This window comes from Mycoplasmopsis agassizii (genome assembly GCF_002272945.1).
In the GTDB taxonomy this organism is placed as follows: domain Bacteria; phylum Bacillota_I; class Bacilli_A; order Mycoplasmatales; family Metamycoplasmataceae; genus Mycoplasmopsis_B; species Mycoplasmopsis_B agassizii.
Window position 1 is genome coordinate 610,363 of the sequence record NZ_NQMN01000001.1, and the last position, 21,582, is coordinate 631,944.

At 27.0% G+C, this 21,582-nt stretch carries 21 protein-coding genes and 1 rRNA gene; 13 read left to right on the forward strand and 9 right to left on the reverse strand.

Translation table 4 applies throughout. The features are described from left to right. Nucleotides 1-15: 15 nt before the first annotated feature. On the reverse strand, nt 16-936 hold the full coding sequence (locus CJF60_RS02480) for a hypothetical protein (protein ID WP_084232339.1): 921 nt from the start codon (nt 934-936) through the stop codon (nt 16-18). A gap of 3 nt (nt 937-939) precedes the next feature. Then, a complete protein-coding gene (locus tag CJF60_RS02485) occupies nt 940-2,496 on the reverse strand; it encodes a hypothetical protein (protein WP_095279128.1) in 1,557 nt (518 codons plus the stop codon). A gap of 422 nt (nt 2,497-2,918) precedes the next feature. Here CJF60_RS02485 and CJF60_RS02490 point away from each other — a divergent pair, with 422 nt between their 5' ends. Further along, nucleotides 2,919-3,164, forward strand: coding sequence for a DUF2188 domain-containing protein (locus tag CJF60_RS02490; RefSeq protein WP_084232337.1), 246 nt, complete (start codon nt 2,919-2,921; stop codon nt 3,162-3,164). Nucleotides 3,165-3,206: 42 nt separating this feature from the next. Here the strand turns inward: CJF60_RS02490 and CJF60_RS02495 are convergent, their stop codons facing one another. The 4 genes from CJF60_RS02495 to rrf all read right to left on the reverse strand — a co-directional run bounded on the left by CJF60_RS02495 (nt 3,207) and on the right by rrf (nt 5,657). Then, nucleotides 3,207-3,818 carry a hypothetical protein gene (locus CJF60_RS02495; protein ID WP_084232336.1) on the reverse strand — a complete coding sequence of 204 codons (612 nt, stop codon included), beginning with the start codon at nt 3,816-3,818 and terminating at the stop codon, nt 3,207-3,209. A gap of 3 nt (nt 3,819-3,821) precedes the next feature. After that, nucleotides 3,822-4,628 carry an MAG0110 family membrane protein gene (locus CJF60_RS02500; RefSeq protein ID WP_084232335.1) on the reverse strand — a complete coding sequence of 269 codons (807 nt, stop codon included), beginning with the start codon at nt 4,626-4,628 and terminating at the stop codon, nt 3,822-3,824. 34 nt (nt 4,629-4,662) lie between these two features. Then, nucleotides 4,663-5,514 (reverse strand): DNA-binding protein WhiA, encoded by an 852-nt coding sequence (whiA, locus tag CJF60_RS02505; RefSeq protein ID WP_084232334.1) that lies wholly within the window; start codon nt 5,512-5,514, stop codon nt 4,663-4,665. Between the two features lie 38 nt (nt 5,515-5,552). Next, nucleotides 5,553-5,657 (reverse strand): 5S ribosomal RNA (gene rrf, locus CJF60_RS02510). 300 nt (nt 5,658-5,957) lie between these two features. Between rrf and CJF60_RS02515 the strand changes: the two genes are divergently transcribed. From CJF60_RS02515 to CJF60_RS02530, 5 genes are all read left to right on the forward strand, one after another. Beyond that, nucleotides 5,958-6,470, forward strand: a complete 513-nt coding sequence (locus CJF60_RS02515; RefSeq protein ID WP_143823404.1) for a hypothetical protein — start codon at nt 5,958-5,960, stop codon at nt 6,468-6,470. A 35-nt stretch (nt 6,471-6,505) separates the two neighbouring features. Continuing rightward, nucleotides 6,506-6,796 (forward strand): hypothetical protein, encoded by a 291-nt coding sequence (locus CJF60_RS02520; protein ID WP_084232332.1) that lies wholly within the window; start codon nt 6,506-6,508, stop codon nt 6,794-6,796. Between the two features lie 419 nt (nt 6,797-7,215). Then, the gene (locus CJF60_RS05285) at nt 7,216-7,410 is read left to right on the forward strand and encodes a hypothetical protein (protein ID WP_200807539.1); all 195 of its coding nucleotides are present in this window, start codon (nt 7,216-7,218) and stop codon (nt 7,408-7,410) included. A 53-nt stretch (nt 7,411-7,463) separates the two neighbouring features. Beyond that, nucleotides 7,464-9,026, forward strand: a complete 1,563-nt coding sequence (locus CJF60_RS05150) for a sodium:solute symporter family transporter (protein WP_200807538.1) — start codon at nt 7,464-7,466, stop codon at nt 9,024-9,026. 39 nt (nt 9,027-9,065) lie between these two features. Then, nucleotides 9,066-10,514: a sialidase family protein gene (locus CJF60_RS02530; protein WP_084232331.1), complete on the forward strand. Its 1,449-nt coding sequence runs from the start codon at nt 9,066-9,068 to the stop codon at nt 10,512-10,514. A 100-nt stretch (nt 10,515-10,614) separates the two neighbouring features. On the opposite strand, the gene CJF60_RS02535 is transcribed toward CJF60_RS02530, so the two are convergent. Next, nucleotides 10,615-12,471 (reverse strand): S9 family peptidase, encoded by a 1,857-nt coding sequence (locus CJF60_RS02535; RefSeq protein WP_084232330.1) that lies wholly within the window; start codon nt 12,469-12,471, stop codon nt 10,615-10,617. 167 nt (nt 12,472-12,638) lie between these two features. Here CJF60_RS02535 and CJF60_RS02540 point away from each other — a divergent pair, with 167 nt between their 5' ends. From CJF60_RS02540 to CJF60_RS02560, 5 genes are read left to right on the forward strand one after another with little or no spacing between them, the layout of a single operon-like run. Continuing rightward, complete coding sequence (locus CJF60_RS02540) at nt 12,639-13,604, forward strand: hypothetical protein (protein WP_084232329.1); 966 nt, start codon at nt 12,639-12,641, stop codon at nt 13,602-13,604. Beyond that, nucleotides 13,597-14,625, forward strand: coding sequence for an aromatic motif membrane protein (locus CJF60_RS02545; protein WP_084232328.1), 1,029 nt, complete (start codon nt 13,597-13,599; stop codon nt 14,623-14,625). The genes CJF60_RS02540 and CJF60_RS02545 overlap by 8 nt, the downstream gene beginning before the upstream one ends. Next, nucleotides 14,618-16,387 (forward strand): ABC transporter permease, encoded by a 1,770-nt coding sequence (locus tag CJF60_RS02550; RefSeq protein WP_084232327.1) that lies wholly within the window; start codon nt 14,618-14,620, stop codon nt 16,385-16,387. Before CJF60_RS02545 ends, CJF60_RS02550 begins: the two co-directional genes overlap by 8 nt. Further along, nucleotides 16,387-17,208 carry an ABC transporter ATP-binding protein gene (locus CJF60_RS02555; protein ID WP_084232326.1) on the forward strand — a complete coding sequence of 274 codons (822 nt, stop codon included), beginning with the start codon at nt 16,387-16,389 and terminating at the stop codon, nt 17,206-17,208. The genes CJF60_RS02550 and CJF60_RS02555 overlap by 1 nt, the downstream gene beginning before the upstream one ends. Next, a complete protein-coding gene (locus tag CJF60_RS02560; RefSeq protein ID WP_143823403.1) occupies nt 17,192-18,025 on the forward strand; it encodes an aromatic motif membrane protein in 834 nt (277 codons plus the stop codon). Before CJF60_RS02555 ends, CJF60_RS02560 begins: the two co-directional genes overlap by 17 nt. A gap of 28 nt (nt 18,026-18,053) precedes the next feature. Here the strand turns inward: CJF60_RS02560 and CJF60_RS02565 are convergent, their stop codons facing one another. After that, nucleotides 18,054-18,779, reverse strand: coding sequence for a hypothetical protein (locus tag CJF60_RS02565; protein ID WP_084232324.1), 726 nt, complete (start codon nt 18,777-18,779; stop codon nt 18,054-18,056). A 271-nt stretch (nt 18,780-19,050) separates the two neighbouring features. Between CJF60_RS02565 and CJF60_RS02570 the strand changes: the two genes are divergently transcribed. Together CJF60_RS02570 and CJF60_RS02575 are read left to right on the forward strand one after the other, a co-directional pair. Continuing rightward, the gene (locus tag CJF60_RS02570) at nt 19,051-20,049 is read left to right on the forward strand and encodes a hypothetical protein (protein ID WP_084232323.1); all 999 of its coding nucleotides are present in this window, start codon (nt 19,051-19,053) and stop codon (nt 20,047-20,049) included. 96 nt (nt 20,050-20,145) lie between these two features. Further along, a complete protein-coding gene (locus CJF60_RS02575; protein WP_084232322.1) occupies nt 20,146-21,090 on the forward strand; it encodes a hypothetical protein in 945 nt (314 codons plus the stop codon). Between the two features lie 67 nt (nt 21,091-21,157). Here CJF60_RS02575 and CJF60_RS02580 read toward each other — a convergent pair whose 3' ends face one another. Beyond that, complete coding sequence (locus tag CJF60_RS02580) at nt 21,158-21,427, reverse strand: hypothetical protein (RefSeq protein WP_143823402.1); 270 nt, start codon at nt 21,425-21,427, stop codon at nt 21,158-21,160. Nucleotides 21,428-21,582 lie beyond the last annotated feature (155 nt).

Sequence of the window (21,582 nt, forward strand, 5' to 3'; positions counted from 1 at the left end):
ATTACGTTATTAAAATTAGTTTGCTTCAGCACTTGAATTTACTTTGTCCACATATTCTGAAGAAATTCTTGAATTAAATCATTTAGCAGCATTTTCAGTGATGAATAGTGAGTGAATTCCTTGAACGTTTCTAATTAATAAAGATTCTTTAAAGAATTCAACTTCATGTCCATTTGATAAAGCATTTTCAATCATGATAATAAAAGTATCAATGATTTGTCTTCTGTCTTCGCCTGAAACAAATTGATCTCATTCAATTAAATTAACTGGAGACATTAATTTAGGGTTAGCTACAGTAATTGGTAAAACTGATGTTTTAGCAAAACGAACTGTATCAAAAATAATAATTGGGTTTAATAAAACTGCATAACCATTTGCTATGTGTTTTACTACATCACTAATAAATTGGTGAATGTAGTCTTCAATTTTTGATAGTTCAACAATTTTTCCATCATATAAATATAACTGAGTTTGTAGTGCTAAATCTTTGATTGTAAAGGCTGTGTTACGGCTCATAATTTCACCGTAGTTTCAACTTGATTTATTTAAAACTAAATCATAACTATCGTATGAATCAAGACCTGATAAAGGTTTAGCATTTAAATCCTTATTATAAGTTTCAAGTAGTTCAATTTTTTCAGCACGTTTTCTTGAATCATCTTCAAGTACACGCATTTCTTCAATATCAAACATTGCACTAGCAGCAATTTCTCTAGTTTGTGAAAATAGATCAACATAATCTTTATTTTGATCTAAACCTCTTCATGATGATTCACTTTTAGGAATAATAGTTACACCTTGAGAAGCTAAGTTTTCTAGTTCTTCAAGCCCTTCTAGTTTGTCATCATCTGAATTAGTTGTGTTTAATGGTTGTGTTGAAGTTGCTCCAAATTCTTCAGCAATTAACTCATTTGTGTTTTTGTTTTTTCTTTTCATATATTAACCTTTCATTTCAGTTGTTTGCGCAACAGCGATTTTATCGCTTTCTTTTAAAGATAGTTTTTCAACTTCTTGTGTTTTTGCTTCTTTTTTAGATTTGAATAATTTTACTCTTCCACCTGTAACTGCTAAGAAGGTTACAAAGATATTTACTAATAAAATTAAGAAGATTCCGATTGTGACAATAATTGCTAATCATAGAGCAACATTTAATGATAAGAATGTTCTAATGATTGAAGCATCATCAATTGTTGAGAATAAAATTCCTAATAATAGTGCTAATCCAAAAAGAATTGATAAAACAGTCAAGGCTGTGTAATTTTTAATGTTAGGAGTTTTTAAATCAGTTACTTGATTGTAAACTGTCATTACTAAAAATCCTACACCTGTAATTGTTGTTAAGTAAATTGCAGATGTATGGTCTGGACCAACAATGTTTGCAAATCCCATTAAGATCATATTGATAATCAATATGAAGAATAAATAGACTGAATATAGTAATGAATTTTCTAAAGCATTTTTAGTGTTGTTGATTGAACCATCTGGTGATAGACTAACTAAATTGTCTTTACTACTTTTTAGTTTATTACGTCTTGATCTTGTATGTCAAATGTATAGAACTACTAAAATTGTACTTAGTAAAGCACCTACAATAATGAATGCAGGGTTATTAACATTAGTTAAAGAAAAATTTGCATTGTTTGTACCTAAAACAATTGGTTGAACAAACATAATTGCTGCGATATTAAGAATTTCAAAAGTATATGTTTCTTTGTTTCTTTCAATCACTTCTAACTCACGGTTAGTTAAGTTTGAAATAACATTGTTTTTGAATAGGTTTGAATAAACAACTACGATTGTAAAATAAATTACCGTTAATACTGCTAGCACAATTAAAATAATTGTGTAAGCACTTTGTTGAGTTTGGTTTTGTTCTGCTGTAGAAATTCCATACTCTCTTAAAATAACTCCATAAACTGGGAAGATCGCAACTCATGGCAATGCCAATAATGCTGAGTGGAAAGTTTGTGGAAAAATTTGTTTAGAAATAATCATGAAGTAGATCAAGATTGCGAGCTGAATAACCCCATTAACTATTCCTATTACCATAAATAATGTTGTTCTTGTTACGATAGAATCGTCAATTGCAGTACCATCAATTTGGTATGCAAAAGTTGCTACTAAAATCGATACTAGTAGCGAAGAAACAAAAACTAAGATAGCAATATGGTATTTAACTGGTCAAATCGTTCTTAGTGATCTACCAACAAATAACATGACAGCCATTGAAGCTGCACCAATAACTCCTAATCAAATAATTCATCAAATACCCATATTATTCAAGTCAGCATTACTTGAATTGTAGCCTTGATTAACTGCTCAATTTGAAGATGTCAACAATGCAGAAAAGATAGCAAAGATTAAATAAATGAAAAGTTTAAAAAGACGCACACTTAGTGGTCTTTTCCCCATAACTTCTAGTTGAACGTTTACACTTATTTTTCGATTATCTCTTGTAGGCAATTCTGCAGTGTCCTGATTTTTATTTTTAGACATTAATTCCTTTCTAGATAATTTTGTAAAAATTGTAGAACTATGATGAGTAAAAAATTAGCAAATCAAATTCATGTTTTTATTTTAGCAAATTAATGCTCAACTTTTAAAAAATAAGTAAGCATCTTTTTGAAAAAGATAAAATAAATAATATTGAATTTTTCTAGCAAAAAGTCGGTTTTTGAGTACTTTTTGCACTCAAAAACTACTTTTTTGGCTTTTTTATCAATTCATGATTTTGATCATCTTTAACAAAATCATTGCTCCTTCTTAAAAAAACTACTATATCTGTAAGAAAAATATATCTAGATATATTTAAATATTATTTTGTACAAAAAAACTTTGCTGTTATATAATAATTATTATAATATATCTATTATTTAATAATATAATATAAACATATACAAAATCATATTGGAGTATCAATGGGTACAGAAACAAAAGAATCAAACTTAACAAATACTTATTACTTAGTTCCTACACGTGACAAAGATGGAAAACCTAATGGTTGAGAAATCAAACGTGGTAACTCACAAAGAGCAAGTAAAAAAACTGCTACTAAAGAAGAAGCTTTAGAAGCAGTTAAAAAAATGGCAGCTAATTTAGGTGCTACAGTAATCATTTATAAACAAGATGGTTCTATCCAAAAAACAATGTCACTTAAAAAATAATTTAAGTGTCTAATATAAAAAAACTAACGATGCATTTTGCCGTTAGTTTTTACTTATACTATTTTTAATAAGTTCTATTTCTTTTAAGTAATGCTTTTCATTTCTTAAATTAAACTCATCAAAATAGATGTCGATGGCATCTATTTTTGTTCCCAGTTTTTGAGCAACTTTAAATGCTTCATTAACTAAATATTTATGTTCATGAATAAACTTTGAAGAAAAATATCAACTACTAATATTAAAGAAACTATTCAAGATATTAAATAGAAAACCTAGTGTTTTAATATATTCATTTTCATCAGTTTTGAAGGCTCTTAAATTCAATTTAAACTCTAAACTATTTAAATGATTATGTCTTAAATTTGGTTCATATTGAACTAAATTTAAAGTCTTTAAATCTTTATAAATTAAGCCGTTATTAAAGTATTGAATTAAGTTATTTTCGCCTATTTCTAATACTAGTAAATTATTTAATTTAGATAAATCATAATTGACTATTTTCAGAAAATCAAGGGCTTGTTTTGTTAAACAAAGTTCCCTATTAAAAACATCCTTTTTATCTTTTTTATTTTCTAAATAAAAAGCATTAGAAAATGAACTAACTTCAATTAGTTCATTTTCTTTTTTATTAAAGCAAATTATTTTATTAAGCATTTGCTATTGTCTTACCCAAATCATTGCAATATAATAAAGCATATAAATATAGAAATAAAAGATTTGAAATGCTGAAGCAATACTTGTTGCAATAACTTCACTAACAGTTAAACGTTGTCCAAGTTTTTCAATAAATTGAGCACGTCTTTTAATCATGTGCATTTCAATCGCAGTTAAAATAAAAAATACTAAGACAACTGCTGCAACAACAATTACTGCGATTCAGTTATTAAATACAAATCAGCTAACAACTGTAGTTACTAAAAGAGCAACAACTGCAAAAGCTAAAGCAACGTATCATTTTGTTAAGTCAAAGAATTTTGACATCCCAACTATTCCTGCAAACACTAAAAAGACTCCAGGAATTGCTAAAGTTAAAATAACTTGATAACTAGTGAAGTTAAAAGATTGCCAAATAAAGGAAATTAATAAACTAAACAATAAACTGATACTGATTAGCATCAAGACTGTCATTGAGATCTTAACTTTATCATTGACACGTGGGCGAATAAACATGTCAACTATCATAATAACTAGTGTAATAATGGCTAATGCTGTAATAACCATATTACCAAAAGGTAAGGCAATTATTTTCTCAAATACTCCTAAATAAGCAAACAGTCACGTTAGGAAAACAAAAATCATGACAAATAAACCAAAAAAGCCAAAGGTTAAAGCATAATAACTTTTTTTAGTAAATAAAACTGACTTTTTAGAATGGTTACGAATGTCACCATCAGTTAAATATTTATACTTTGCATCCACTTCTTGTGGTGCTTGGTTTTTTTCTTCGTTAAATTCTTGATTCATTGCTCTATTATAGCAATGAATCTTAAAAAACAAGTTATTTATAACTGTTATAAATCTTTTTTAATTTTCTGATTCAATGGTGCAATCCTGAACGAGAAATATTAATACCTTCTTCTTCAAGATATTCTTTTAATGATTCTAAAGAATCATAAGGATTTTCTTTTTTAAGTTTAAAAAAGAAAATTTGATCTTGACTAAAATGATATTCTAGTTCTTTATTAAAGATAAAATCGATCATGATTAAATGTTCTTTACTAGCTTTAACTATTTTAGAACTATTTAACAAATCTAAATTTGCTTGTTTTGCTGCATAAGAAATAGTGTCTTTATCTAAAATATTTTCCATAAAAGCAAAAAAAGAATCTTTTGCTTTAATAAATTTTAAAAAGTCGCTAATCTCATCTTTTTTCTTTAAATAAGCAACATATCGTTCTTTACGTTTAATAATTTTAAAGTTAAATTCAAGATCACTTTCACGAAAATAATCTTGAATTTCTTTTAAAGTTTCTTCAGATTTAGCCAAAAATTCTAGATGATGGCCAGTATTAATTCCCGAACTAATACTGCCTCTTGCTAGAAAAATCCCTGCAAAATAGGCTCAAACATATTTTTTATTAATTTTAGTAAGACTTTTAAAATAAGTCTTACTAAAAATGATTAAGTCTTTGCGTTTATTACTAATACCTTGTTCAATATTATTAATAATTGCTAAAGATAAAAGTTTCATGCGAATTGCCTCATTACTAATGCGGCAACTTAAGATATTTTGATTATATGAATCAGGCTCACCTGCAACTGTTATAAAACCGTTAATTAGTTCCTTAAATTCTTTTTCATTATATTTAAGGCGCAGAATTTCATTTTTTAGATTTAATGTAAAACTCATAGATTCCTTAAATGATAAGTTAATTTTAAAAGAATTAAAAAAAGCGGCGACCTATCTTCCCTTTTCAGGTATTTTCGGCGCAATAAAGCTTGACTACTGAGTTCGGAATGGTATCAGGTATACTTTATGCTATGACCACTGTAAAAATATAATAGCATAAAAAAATCTGACTGTGTAAAAAATTTTCAAAAATTTTTCTGAAACTTTTTTGATACCAAAATGGTGTTTTAGAAGGGATAAAAAGTCAAAGATATTGCTAGTAAATTCAGCGAGTTTTAGAACCTAACTAAAGTAATCTTATTAACTTAGTAGCTCTACTATTAGTTAAATATAGTAATTTACTTAATAGTTGTCTCTGTGTTCGACTTAATAATTGGCTTTCAAAATGAAAAAACCAAGAAATCACTTTAATAGTTATTTTCTTTAGTTATAATTAAATTATTATGCACAAGAAAGACTCAAAAATCGTAATTGGTAAACCATCGAAAACAGTTAAAACATTATCGGAGACACATGATATGGAAGAAAAAGTTCATTTAGTCCAAATTGATTCAGATACTGGCAGAGTAAAATTCAAATATGAAGCAGAAGGAGATCCATTGCCACACGGTTGAGATGGTGAACCCTTAACTAAAGAATGGGTACTAAAGCAAATAAAATCATCAGTTGGTGAAGCTGTAGTTATTTTACGTTCAGAAATTAATCAAAAGTTTGATGAGTCAAAAGTTGAAAGATTGAAAATGGAAAAAAGAATAGAACAAAAATTTGATGAGTCAAAAGTTGAAAGCCAACAAATGGAAAAAAGAATAGAACAGAAATTTGATGACGCAAACTCTAAAAGCCTACAAATGGAAAAAAGAATAGAACAAAGATTTGAAAAAGTTGAAAAACAAAATAAAGATACAAATGACAAACTTGAAGCAATTTTAGAATTGCTAAAAAAGAAAGATAAATAATCACAATCCATAGAGTCAAAAGATTACAAAGTAAAGTGATAAAATTAAAATACGAAGCAGATGGCGAACCCTTAACTAAAGAATGGGTGATCAAACAAATAAAATCAATAGTAGGTGAGGCAGTAACTATTTTACGTGCTGAAAATCTACAGATGGAAAAAAGAATTGAGCAAAAGATCGAACAAAGATTTGATGACGCAAATTCTAAAAGCCTACAAATGGAAAAAAGAATAGAACAAAGATTTGAAAAAGTTGAAAAACAAAATAAAGACACAAATGACAAACTTGAAGCAATTTTAGAATTGCTTAAAAATAATAAAAAGTAATTTTTTGATTTTTAGAGCAAACTTTCCAGTTTGCTCTTTTTTATTTCAAATATTAAATTTCTAAAGTTATGCTTTTGCTAGTTACTATTTTTAGCTTTGATCATATTTCAAGTTAAAATTGTTATATAAAGCACTTTACTTCTCAAAAATCATTCTAGAATTTGAAATTATTTCAATTTAGTTGTTATTATTTCACATAATACTTAAAAATATTTCAATTTTAGTTCGCCTTATTCAGTTTAATTTGATAATCTGTAATAATTTTTGAGCAAATTTAAAATCAATGATTAGCCCTTTCAATCAGATATCTATTATCTATCCTAGCAACAATATTTAAAATATTAACTAGCAATAAGTTATTAGCTAAGCACTTTTTACTTTGCATATTTTTTCTTAATTAAATCAGAAAGCAGGTTTTAATGAACACTGGAACCAGTCAAAATCCTGTTTATCAAGCTGCAAAAGCTTCATTTTTTGCAGGTGATTGAGCAGTTTTGGCTATTTATTTAATCCTTACTTTAGGAGTAGGGGTAGTCGCTTTTTTCTATTCAAAAATCAAAAAAGAAAAAGGTACGAGTAATTACTTTACAGGGGGGGGAAGACTCCTGGCATAGTTGTTGGACTTAGCATTTGAGCAACAACTTTATCATCATTAACTTATCTAGCGGTGCCTGGAAATAGTTTTACTTACGGCTGAATGTTTGCTTTTGCACAGTTAACAATTTTATTATTCATGCCGATTTTAATCAAATATATTGTGCCCTTCTTTAGAAGGTTAAAGCAAAATACAGCCTATGCATATATAGGTGTAAGATTTCATAAATCAATTAGATATATCACCTCAATTGCCTTTATTATCTTCCATATTTTTAGAATGGCAATTGTTTTATATATACCAATTACAGCCTTAACTTTATTTATTGACTTAAATGTCTATGCCATTATTTTTATAGTCGGTGCTTTAGTCGTAGTTTCTACCTTAATCGGAGGAATGAAGGCTGTTTTATGAGCAGATGCAATCCAAGGGGTTGTTTTACTAGGTGGTATAGTAATTGTTATGATCTTTGGTCTAGCAAAAACCGATTGAGCAAGTTCTTCACTTGCTTATCACCCAGTTTTTAGCTTATCTTCAATTCAAATTACTTTAGTTAGTGGAGGTATTTTATTTATCTTTATCAGCAACTACGTTAATACTATTTATCAATATGTAGGATCTCAAGATGTAGTACAAAGATATCGTTCAAACAAAGATATTCGTAAAACCAATAAAGCAATTTGAGTTAACTTAATCATGGGTGCAATTACCATTTTATTATTTTATGGTGTTGGTTCAGTTTTATATTCTTACTATTCTTCACTAGGTTTAACTACACTAACAGTTAAAGCAGCAACAGGAATTAATGACGCTGCTACCAATCAACTACTACCATTTTTTATAGTTACAGTCTTACCAGCAGGCTTATCGGGTCTTTTAATTTCAGCTGTTTTTGCTGCTGCACAATCTACGATCTCTTCTTCTTTATCGGCTCTAACAAATACAATTGTGGTTGACTTTATTCAAACTCTAGCACCTAGTTTTAAAACAGCTAACTTAAGTGAAAAACAAGATAAAAAACTAAAACAAATTTCGCTTATTTTAGTTGCTGTCTTTGGAGTAATTGCAGTTGCTTTAGCAATGGTCTTTGCTCGCACTGGACAAGGAGATTTCATCAGATATTTCTTATCAATCGTTGCCTTACTAGGTGGACCTACTGCTGCAATTTTTATTCTAGGAATTTTTACAAAAAGAACAGATTGAATTTCAGCATTAACAGGATTAATTTTAGGTTTTGCAGTTGGAATTGCTTTTTGAATTCCAACACAAAACTTTATCCCAGTAGAAAAAAGACTTCAATTAGCATCAGAAATTTGAGGATTTATTCCTTTCACAGTTTCACTAATTAGTGGTTATGTAATTGCTAGAATTTTAGGATTACTAAAAATTAGAGTTAATGGAAAATCAAATGTCAACTTGACTATTTGAACTACTACAAGTGAATTCAAAAAACTAATTGTGCTTGAAAGTCAATTTTCAAAACTAAATACTAAACTTGAGAAAAAGTATAATAAAGAAAATCAAGTTTGAAAATTCTGACAGAAAAAAGATAAATTTGAAATTGATTATAGCCATTCAATTTATCAAGAAATTCAATCATTAACAAATCAAGTTGCAAGTCAAACTACCAATTAGATTTGTAATAACTATTTTTAGAAATCAGTTTTTTAAATTATGAAAATTCAAAAAATTTCTAGTCAGGTTTTGTTTGCTCATAATGAAGCAAATTCCCATTCATATCGCATTCCTTCACTATTAAAATTAAAAAATAATGATTTAATTGCTATAGTCGATCAACGTTTAGATAGTCAACTTGATGCGCCTTATTCAGAGATAAATCAAGTAGTTAAAGTTTCAAAAGATGATCAAAATTTTTCACCCTTAAAAATAATTATGTCCTTTGAACATAACAAAAATATTAAGGCATCTTTTATTGATTCATCAATCATCCAAGATAAATTTAATAGGGTGCATTTATTAGTTGATATCTTTCCAAGCAACGGTGGTTTAATGCCTATTGTTAATAAATTAAATCCATTAAATAATTTAGATAAAGTTGATCAAAGTGGATTGCCTTATTTATACGATTCTAATTTAAATAAATATTATTTAGTTTTAGATTACAAAAAAACGAATGAATATTTTATATTTGATCAACAAAATATTAAGGTAGAAAAATTCAAAATCAAATATTATTTTGATAGTAGTAATTCCAAATTTTATTTTAATTTATATGAATTAAAAAATCAAAAAAATGAATACTTATATTCCCTTTTTGATGCCACCAAAAATGATAGATTTCATTTAACTTCAGGATCATATTTAGCTCATTTTATTTCCGAAGATTTTGGTAATAGTTTTGAATTAAATTCACTCTTAAATTATTTATTTATAAATAAATCTAATAACATAAATGCAACAGTTGTTTCTCCAGGAAAAGCAGTTAGCATTGAAGATGAAGAAAAAAATGAGTATTTAATTTTTAATGTTTATGAAACTAAAAATGCAATGCCACATAAAGTTTATGAGCTGAAATATAATACAGGTATCAATAAATGAACAGTTGGCTCATACTTGAACGAAAATCTATGCAATCAATGGTTAAGCGAAACTGCAATAATCAAAAGCAAAGATAAAACACTTTATGCTATTAGTAGAAATCCTAATTATGGAAAATTATTAGTTTCAAAAAAGAAATATCATAGTAATTATTGAAGCGATCTTGATTACTTAAAATGCAATCAATCTCAATTTGATTTAAAAAATATTAATACTCAGATTATGCATGGAGTAACCAATTTTAATTATCTAAATGACGAGTATATTTTAATATCTTTACCATCGACACAAGATCGAAAAGAAGGCAATTTATTTGTGTTTAAAAACTATGATTTTAAAAACATTTTGCTTCATCATAAAATTACAAAAGAAGATGAATCTTTTGGTTATTCAAATATTGAAATTTTAAATATTGAAAATAATAAAATCAAATTTGCTATTCTTTATGAAATGAGTTACAGCAAAAAAATTGGGCTCGAATGATTAGGAGAAGAAGGTCAAGATGAAACTGATTATAAAAATCCAAGTGAAATTATTTATGATGTTTTTGAATTAATTTTTTAAAAATTATTCAATCGTAAAACATTCATAAATAAAAATATTAGTAAAAAAGATTGCTGATTACGGCAATCTTTTTCGTTCATATTTTTAAAAACGAGGTGTCTTATTTTTTCAAATATTTAGCTAAAAATATTTCAACTTTTTCATACATTTCAAAGCGATTTTCTTCATTAGCAAAACCATGACCTTCATCATCTTTCAACATGTATTCAACATCAATATTATTTTTTTTCAAAGCACTAATCATTAATTCTGATTGTTCAAGTGGCACTCTTGGATCGTTTGCTCCTTGCACAATCATTAAAGGTGTTTTGATTTTATCTGCATGAAAATAAGGACTAACTGATTTAGCATATTCTTCATTTAAATATGGATCACCTAGTGCCTCTTCAAAAATATTTCCGGGTGTTCTTCAATAAGGTGGCATTGAATCTCAAAGAGCAAATAAATTACTTACACCCACAATATCAACTGACGCTGCATATAAATCAGGCTCTTTAACAATTCCCATTAAGGCAGCATATCCACCATAAGAACCTCCATAAATTGCTATTTTATCTTTAATAGCATAACCTTGTTCAATTGCTCAATAAGTTGCATCGGTTAAATCATCTTGCATTGCAAGACCTCATTGTTTTCATCCTGCTAAAAAGAATTTTTTTCCATAACCTACTGAAATACGGTAATTAACTTGTAAGACTGCATAACCACGGTTTGCAAAAAATTGTGTTTCAGAATCATAACCTCATGAATCTCTAACTCAAGGTCCGCCGTGCACATTTAGAATTAATGGGTAAGGTCCTTTTTGATTTTTAGGTAATGTTAAATATCCATGAATAGTTAAACCATCTCTTGCTTTAAATGAAATAGGTTTCATTTTAGTTAAGTTTTCAGGAGTTAAATTAGTTTCTTGATAATAAATTAATTCAACAGTATCTTTTTCTTTATCGTAGTAAAAATATTGATTAAGCATATCGTCGCTGCTTGAAACATAAATTTTATGTTTCAAGTCAATATCGCTACTTAATTGAAATAAGTAAGAATTTCCAAATCAGGGATATTTTGCTTTAATTAAATCCTTTACATGTTGATATTGCTTTTGCTTTTCTTCGTCATATCATTTGATTTCTAAATATTCTTTATCCATTATTAAAGCTATAATTTTATATTCTTGTCTTGAATCTAAAATTACATCTTGTAAGTCAACTAAATCATCTTCATAAATTAGTTCTACGCTTTCTTCATCAAGATCTGCATTATATTTAACTAATGAAATTTTATCTCGATTAACATTAGATAAAGCAAGTACAGAACCATCAGGATATTGATGAACTAAAGATAATTCATCTTTAGAACTAACAAATTTAATCTTTGTTAAATTTTCATTTTCATCTACTTTGTAGATGTCACTACCACCTGAAATACCCTTAACTATATATTTTAATTTGTAGTCATCATCTCTTAATGTTGAAACAATGTTGTCATCATTTTGGACAATCATTTTTCATTCTTTAGTTTTGATATTGTAATGATAAGTATCGAAATAATTTTTATTTCGATCATTATGTAAGACTTCAATTATGTCTTGAAAATGCATCTTTTTCTCGTAGAAAACTTCTTCAATAAAACTCCCTACTCCTGCAACTTTGACTTCTTCATAATTAGTCACATCTTCAAATGTTTTTGTTTCTAAATCAACAATATAAAGATGGTCATTTTCATCTCCACCTTTATCTTTTAAGAAAAACATGTTGTTATCGTTAATTCATCCAATTGAGTGAATTGAACGATCACTATAATTAGTTAATTGCACTTCTTCTTCGGTTTTTAAGTCTTTGACAAATAAGTTTGAACGTTGATTAATCTTTTTTAAATAGGCTAATTTAGTTGCGCTAGGATTTAATCTAAAAGATGAGTAATCTCTTGTTTTGAAAAATTCTCTGATTGATATTTGTTTCATTTTTACCTCACTATTTGTTTAATTAATTGATTATACCTAAAAGCAAATTAATTAGTAAAAGCGAATCTAAAAAATAAATTTTTATTTTGTCTTTTTTTAAGTAATTTTTTTATAATTTTTCAAAGTCAAATTTCCTAGATAAAAAGATTTTGTAGAAATAGGTAAACATGTTTACTTTTTTTAAAAGAAACTGAAAACGTCTTTTAATCATTTCAGCAACAAGTTCATTACTTGTTGCCATTCCATTAACACTTAATAAAAAAGTTTTTAATGAAAATTCATTTTTATTAATAAATAAAAATGAAACTCAAACCATCGTTAAAGGTAATAATTATTATTTAACGACACTTTTAAATTTACGTTTTTCAAAACAAATTAAGGAGTATCAAAATATTCCAGAAGATGAATTAGGATTTGTAAAAAATTCTTATGTAAGTACACAAAATTTAGGTATTAAAAATTTCTTATATGAACAAGAAATTTTGCTAGCTTTATATAATGCAACTGTTTATTATCGAGACTTATTTCCAACAATAAATATTGTCCCAACTACAAATACAGTTGACACTAATGATGCTGCTTTTGCATTTTTTAATAACATGCAAAATAATTGATATCGCATTATAAATAATTTAGATAAATTATATTTTGTGGGTTATTCAGCAGCTGTAAGTAATTTAAAAACAAATATTTTTCAGCAAGAACAGGCAGATAAATATGGATGAATTTATACTCCTAAAAGTAGCAAAATAATTGATTCATATTTATATGAAGATGAAAACGAAAATGAATTTAAAAAGTCATTTTATTTTCAAATTGAAGATTTTAGTTTTTACAAAATTGAATTTGTAATGGCTAAAAATACTAACACATATTTGTCGATAAACCCGACAAATAAGGCTTTTGAGAGATTTTCTTACTCAGTTAATTTTGAACCTATTATCTTTAAAGTTTTTGATAAACAAAATGTTCAAGCAAAATCAGATATCAAATTATTAGCAGATCATTTAGAAAAAATTAACCTATATAATTCAACTTTATCTGATGAAGAAAAGACAAAATTAAAAGATGATTTTGAATCTCAAAATGGTCAAATAATTTCTTATGTTTTAACAGGTGCAAAAAATGAATAAGAAATTTAAAAAGTTTTTATTTTCAATTTTGCCTTTATCAGTTTTTGCAACTTTAGTGGTTTCATCATGTAGTGTTGGTTTAGATGGAATCACAATTGAAGTTCAAAAACCAATTGTTGCTAATCAGGATTTGACTAATGTTAGTTTTGAATGAGAAAGATTTTTAGAACAACCTGCTATTCAAAATTTATTAAACAAAATCTTTCAAGATGATAAATTAAAATTTACTTTTAATTCATCTTTAAATAAAAAAATTGATCTAAAAGATGAAGACACAATTGATGTCGCAAAAAATAAATATGTCAACTATATAAAAAATTTAGGAGAAAAATATTTAACTGATTTATCAGGATGATTAAGTATTTATAACATTGCTTTAAGAAATAGTTGACAAGATAATTTTGATTCAGATGAACCCGAAATAGGTATTAAAGCAGCAGATATGTTTGATGAATTAAATACAATTAATTGGTTATATTTTTTATTTATGTTTAACCGTTTTTCATTTATTGGAACTAGTGAAGGAATCTTTAATGACGGTGGTCAATTTGGTAGAACATTTTCAAATAAAGTAAATTGATTTATGAAACCTAGTACAAATATAATTACTGAAATGAATGAAATTTATGCTCAATTTAAAAGAGAAGATGAGCCAGATAATGAGTTAGAATTTAATAAATATTTTTATTTAAAAATGGCTAACCATGCAGTTGTTGAAATTAGGTATAAACAAAGGTTAAATAGCGAAAATAAATTGGTTAAGAATTTCTCGATAAATCCTTTTATTAATGTACCATTTAAGTGAATTATAAAAGAAATCGAAGATTTTAAAATTAAAGATTATGCACTTTTAAATGTTCATAAAAATTTTGCTAGTGATTCACATGAAATTAAAATCAGCGAAGAGCACCTAATCAAGCTTCGCAATATTGCTGAATTAGATATTTCACTTGGAAATAATGTACCTTATTATTTATCAGGAGTTAATTTAGCAAAAGAGAAAGAAGGAAAAAATGCTTAAATATATGAAGACAACATTTAACTTTATGAAGTTTTTAAACATCATGGTTTTTTCAAAATGATTTACTTATGTATTTGTAATCATTAGTTTTTTTATAACTATGTTTTTTGTACTAATGCCATATTTATTTAGTAATTCAGATTCTTATAGAGCATCACTTTTAATGATTGTTCCTGTAATGTTTATTTTACTATTAACAATTATTTATGCAATTTATATTTCAGTTTTACTCTTTAGAGATACTGAAAATAATGGACTGGATTTAGTTATAGCTGCTAAGCCAATTGAAAGAATGCAAATCGTAATTGCTAAATATATTTACTTTATTTTGTTTGCATTTGTTTGAGCAATTGTAATTTATATAGCAACTTCAATTGCAAGTATTCCTTTAAGAAATGTTGATTATTTCAAACTTGAAAATGTTGAATATTTTGTCCATGGTTCTTTTGCAGTAGTTTTATTTGCCTTTGTTTTCTTTGGTTTAATTACAGCTTTAATTGCTAAAAAAATTAATAAGGCTGTTGCTTACTTATTTTCAGTTGTGATCTTTTTACCTTTATTTTTTATTGGTACAGTAGCACCAACATTTTCAAGACCTCAAATCAGTAGTTTTACAAGTGAATATAATAATTTAAGATCTGAATCTGCTATTGATGCAGCTAATTTATTTGCTTACTCAACTTCTGATCAAGAAGATGGTTATTATATAGTTCCTACAAATTCTGACGGTAGTTTAACACAATCATCTCGTGACTTTTTAAATAGAGCATTTCAAAATACAAAAACTTCACCAGTAGGTACACAAGTGCTTTCTTGAATTGATATTCCTTATCAAATGGGAATCCATTTTGCTGCTAACGGGCGCGACTTTTTCATGTCAGGTAACGCTCTAGGTTTAGGTGATGTTAGAAGTATATTTAATAATTTTGGAACTGAGAATGTTTCAACTCGTTACAATTATCATTTAGTTGCTAATGAAGGCTTAGTAACTGATTCATCAAATAAATCAGTTGTTATGAATTTACCTTTACTAACTAGTCAAAACAGTTTATTTAGAGAACAAACTCAAAGAAATATTTACTACGCTTGAGAAAATGCAGAATCAGATACACTTTTAACTGATGATAGTTTTTCATTTACAAATACAGCAAATTACTATGGAACTTTAGATTGAAGGTCTATTAGTGAATTAATACAAAATGATGATATTAAGGCTGCTTTTAAAAAGTTTAATGACAAGTATTTAACAGGTGAAGACCTAACTTCAAGACAATACTTAGATGCTTTATTTGCAGAATATGATTCAATTATTCCTGATTTTTTAAACGTTATAAATAATTCTTTTACACAAGTTACTGATAGATACTTAGTGCAGTTGCAAATGCAATATTATGTAGTTGCCCTTTATTATTTATATTTAAATTATCAAAACAATAGTTTATTAAAAAACGTTTTATTTGAAAACGGTTTAGCTAATCATCAATTTGAAGTTAAAGTAAATTATAATGGTGAAACTAGAAATTACAAAATAGGTGGTTATTCAAACGCTACCCAAGTACAACAAACCGTTAATAATCAAACAGTTAACCGTGTTCAGTTAACAGCAGGAGATGATTTTCTATTTTCAACAGTTGAAAACTACTATAAATTTGAAAGAGCACTTGATACTCAACCTCAATATTCAGTTGGAATTTATTGAACAATTATCATTGTTGCCTTATCAGCTGCTGTAATTTACATTTATTACAGAAGGGAGTACTAATGAACTTATTTAAAAATAAAAAAGTGACAAAAGTAACTCTTAATCAAAAAGAAGTAGCAAAATCTGTGCAAAATCAAGACAGTCAAAACGGTAAGAAAAAAATTATTGAAGTAAAAAACTTTACTAAATACTACCGTAAAGTTATTAAAGCAGTTGATGATATTACTTTTGATATTTATGAAAATAATTTTCATGTGATCATCGGAGCTAATGGTTCTGGAAAAACTACAACCATTAAAGCAATCATCAATGCTCACGTAGTTTGATCAGGCCAAATCTTAATTAACGGGATTGAAAACCGTAAAACTGAAGCAAAAAGAGACCTAGGTTACATGCCTGAAAAAGATGTTTTTCCACCTAAATTAAGTACTAAAAAGTTCTTATATGCTCTAGCAATTCTTTCAGGATTTAGTAAAAAAGCTGCTAATAAAAGAGTGCGTAATTTATTAAAATTTCTAAAACTAGAACCTTTTGCTAGACGTAATCCTAACAAGTTATCTTCAGGTCAAAAACGTAAGATTTTAATGGCTCAAGCTTTAATCAATGAGCCTAAAATCTTAATCATGGATGAGCCTACTACTAACTTAGATCCTGTTGCTCGCCGTGAATTATTCACTATTTTAGATGAACTTAAAAAACAAGGTACAACTATCTTTGTCAGCACTCACGACCTTTATGAAGTTAGCCGTTTTACTGATTATGTAACAATTATTAATAAAGGTAAAATCGTTTATAGTGGTGTTAAAGAAGTTGATAACTTAGAAGAATTATATTTTAAATATGTAGATTATGATGTTGCTAAAAATGAACAAATTGCTTAAAAAAATCTTAATCACAAGTCCTTTAATAATTGCAGCAAGTGCTGCTTTTGTAGCTTGTGTAAATGTTAAAGAAGTTAAACCTGAGGATCCTATTAAAGATCCTGTTTTAGGTAAACCTGATGAACTAGGTGTTGTTGAAACAATCACAAATGCAGCTTTTTCTAATAAAAATTCTACACAGCTTGCTACTTTTAAAAGAAACCAACTAACTAATACTAGTTGAATAGATGATTACAATTCACTAGTTAAAAAGCGTAATGGTTCGGTTGATGAAAATGAGAAAAAACTTATCAACATGAAACTTGATAAGTTAATTCAGGCCAATTGATATTGAATTTTAAAAAATACTAATAAGTTAAAGTGAAAATTTTATACTACTTATACCTTCCCTAAAAATGAAAAAGGGTATCAAGTATTTAGTGAAAAGTATTTAAAAGAAATTGAAAGAGTCAATAACGATGAAACTGTTAAGGCTTTAACATTTACATCAACATTAAAAGAACCTAGTGGTTATAGTTTAATTGATGATACAGAAACTAGCAGAGGTAATTACTATTTAAACCTTGATGATCATTATTTTTTCTATTTTTCATTTAAGAAAAATAGTTCTGATGATACTATCTCTTTAGTTCCTAGATTATATCGTTTTGAAAAAGATCAAGAACCTAGTTATAAACTCTTATCAATTAGTTGACACAATGTCTTGTTACATGCAAACTCAAAAAGTTTTGTTGAACAAGGGACACTAGATTTTGAAACTTTAACTTTCAATAATGGTCCACTATTAATGTTTCAACTTGAAGAAATTACAAAATAAAGCAGAGATTAAATCTGCTTTATTTTTTTTATGGCTTGTAGTCACGATGTAAACTATCATCATAAACACCTATTTTATAATCAGCTAGATTAAAGTCGTTTATTTCACCCTTATCAAAAGGAATAAAATATGACTTTTTTCGACCCGGTGAAGCAACACAACATGTTTCACTTTTTTCTTCATAAACGTAATCAAAGTTAAAAAAGATGGTCTTCTGGTTTTTATAAACTGACCTTAATGAGAAGCCACTATCTTTGTTATAAATATTTTTTTCTTGCATGTCGGTTGCATAAATATTTTTTAAGAACAAATAATCATGCTTAGCAAAATCCAAATTTTGTTCAATGATTTTAGGGTTTAAACTATCACTTCATTTTGCTTTTTGATTGTCTTTACTTCACTCATTTTCTGCATTTTTAGTTTCATTTAAAACTACCTCTAAATCTTTTAAATTTGTAACTAAAGAAAGTGGACTTTTTGATTCATCAGATATTTCAGTAGTTTCAAGTCATGGTTTAGAATCTCATAATTCTTTTTTTAAAGGCATAATATCATGACCTCAAAAACTTCAGTTTTGATCACCAATCATTAGTATTTCATAAACTACTTTATCATTTATTTGTATGTTTTTGCCTTCTAATAAACTAGTAATAGGTGCACAAGATATTAATGAAAATGAGACAAGTACAGGACTTGCAACAAGCGAAACCTTTATTAATTTTTTTAATAGAATCTTTTTGTTCAAATTTTTCATTTTACTTTCCTTGAACAAGTTAATTATTAAAGATATTTATTCACCAAATTAAAATTCAGTGTTAAATATGAAATTATATTGCTCAAGCGAATTATAGTACTTATCCAAATTATTTATATAAATGGAATTTTAAAATAAATGTTTTTATTAATTTAAATTCAAATCAAGTTTAAAAAAATGCCTTTTACAATATAAAAGCCATTTTAATCAAAATGTTATAATTAATATATGAAAATATTCATTAATGAATAGTTAACAAGAAAGAGTTCATATGAGAAAATTAAATATTAAAAAATTAATTCTTTTTTCAGGAATGAGTCTAATTTCGGTTGCAACTTTTTCAGCAGTTGCTTGTTCTGTGAACCAAACTCCAGAAGATATAAGACTAACTTTAACTGGAAAAGGAACTGACATCAGCGAAAAAACATTAGAGAACAAAAAAACAATTGTTCAGTTAAAAACAGTTGGTTATGAACAATTTACTTTTTCAGATTATTGATGATCATTGCAAGACAATTTATCTGTTAAATACCATTCTGAGCATTATGGAATTGACATAGAAAGAGAACAAGATGTACAGTCTAAAAACAATTCTCAAAATGATTCCGAAGACATATTTTTTAAAAAAGAAAAGACAGAAAATTTAAAGAAAAATATTTCTGACTCATCAGTTTTAGATACTTCTATAAGAATGGATGATCAAAAAGACACTGATAAGCAGTTCAAATCAATTAGTCTTGTAACTGATGAAGAAACACTTAAAACACAGCTTCGCATCAGTGATAAACAAAACGAAAGATTTTATACTTTTGCTAGAACTAAAATTGATTCTAATATAAAAGATGAAGATATCGAAAATCTAAAACCTTGAAACTCACATTTTAGTTATGAAGCCATAAAAAGTAAATTGGATCTTGAGAAAAATAATTACCTTTTTGTTAAAGACTTTACAAACTTTATTGTAAGGGGTGAAAATGTAAACTGAGAAAAAGAACTTATATACAATAAAGTTGACAAGGGCATTCATGTTTCAGATTATAGAATTGATAAAGATAAAAAAGAATTTTATTTATTTTTAAAATATTCTAACCCTCCAACTAAAGAACCAGACAGGTATGCAGCTAGACCTACAATGGTGTTAAGGTCAGTTTTTATAGGACCTAAAGGTCTTACATCATTTCTACTTCCAGTTGATAAAGATGAAATATCTGATTTTGACTTAAACGAATGAAAAATTTTTGTTTACGGCTATCGTTTTCATATTCTTTAAAATCTTGTCCCATTGTGGACAAGATTTTTTTTATATTTTCCAACTACTAATTCAAAACACTTTTAAATTTCACAAAAGTTTGTATAAAATATAAACATGTGTAAAAAATGTACTTATAACAACCTAAATCATACAAAGCCTGTTTTTGTAGAAGAATTAGTTAAAGAAATTAATTTCTATGACTTTCGACATCTTGAACTTTGAAATATTTTCAAAAAGAAAGAAATAATTGAAGAACCAAAACCTCATAGTATGATTTGGCAAGATCAATTAAATATAAAAACAACTACAGTTCTTAAAATCGTAGATCATCTTGTTGAACTTGCTCTAGGAAGCAGTGTTGAAAAGGTTTTTGATAAAACTTATACAAAGTTATGAAAAGCAATTAATAATGTTATTATGGAAACTGAATATAAGATTGAAAGCGGTAATAAAAGGGTTCAACTTTATAAATTTGAAAAAGAAAATGCTCAAATTGAAAAATATATGTCATCAATTACTGCAGAGCTTAGTGATGAAAATATACTTAGAGTTTATAAACTACTTATTTATGATCCAATCAAACATAAACAACAAGGAACTCGTTTTCTAAGAAAAAGAGGACCTAATGAAAAAGCTATGGAATTAATTAAATACACTGCAGAAAGAATTATTAAAATTTTAAGTGAATCTCAAAGCCTAAAAATTAAACATTGACTAGGGCCAGATTCTTGAGAAGATTTTGCAACACCTCAAATAATTGATTATTTTGATGATAATACCTTGTATGATTATAAAATTTCAACAGCATGATTTCATTGAAAAGATGGTCTAAAAATGCTAGCTTACTACCTTGTTGGTCTATCTGATGCAGAATTGAATCCTAGGTTTGCTAAAATAAAATATTTAAAGTTTATCGACGCTCACTATAACGCATTTCATGAGTGTGAAATAGATGATTTTCCTCTTGATGTTTGAAAAAGAATTGCGGATGCTATTTTAATAAATAATTTTGAAGCATTATGAGCTACAAGAGTAGTTGAAAAACCTGTTCTCAATTAGAATGCAACTGACTAAAAATCAAGTACGAAATGTAGTGTACTTGATTTTTTAATAAGATTCAGAGCAGTTAACTTGTGATTAATTCGCCTTCATGAAAATTAATTTCAAAAAGGTTTACTTGATTTTTCAATCTTTTAAAAACTATGATAGCAACTGTAATTGCAGGAACAGTCCAGATAAAAATAGAAGTAATAGTTAAAATTCATGCATTGACAAACATAGCACGATGTTTGCTAAATTGTCTTGATAAAGAAATTGCCATCGTTATGTAAATAACAAAACTAAGACAAGCGAATGTCAAAACAAAAATTACTAGAATTCAAATTTTCGTATTCATAACTGAAAATTTTAAAGATAAATAAAAGATCGCAGCAGCTAATAATAAAAAGAAGATTCACAAAGTAGAAAACACTAAATAAATAATTGTTCTCTTTTTAATTTTTTTGTAAATTTCAGCCATATCTAAATTATAGTACTTTAACTTTTTAATAC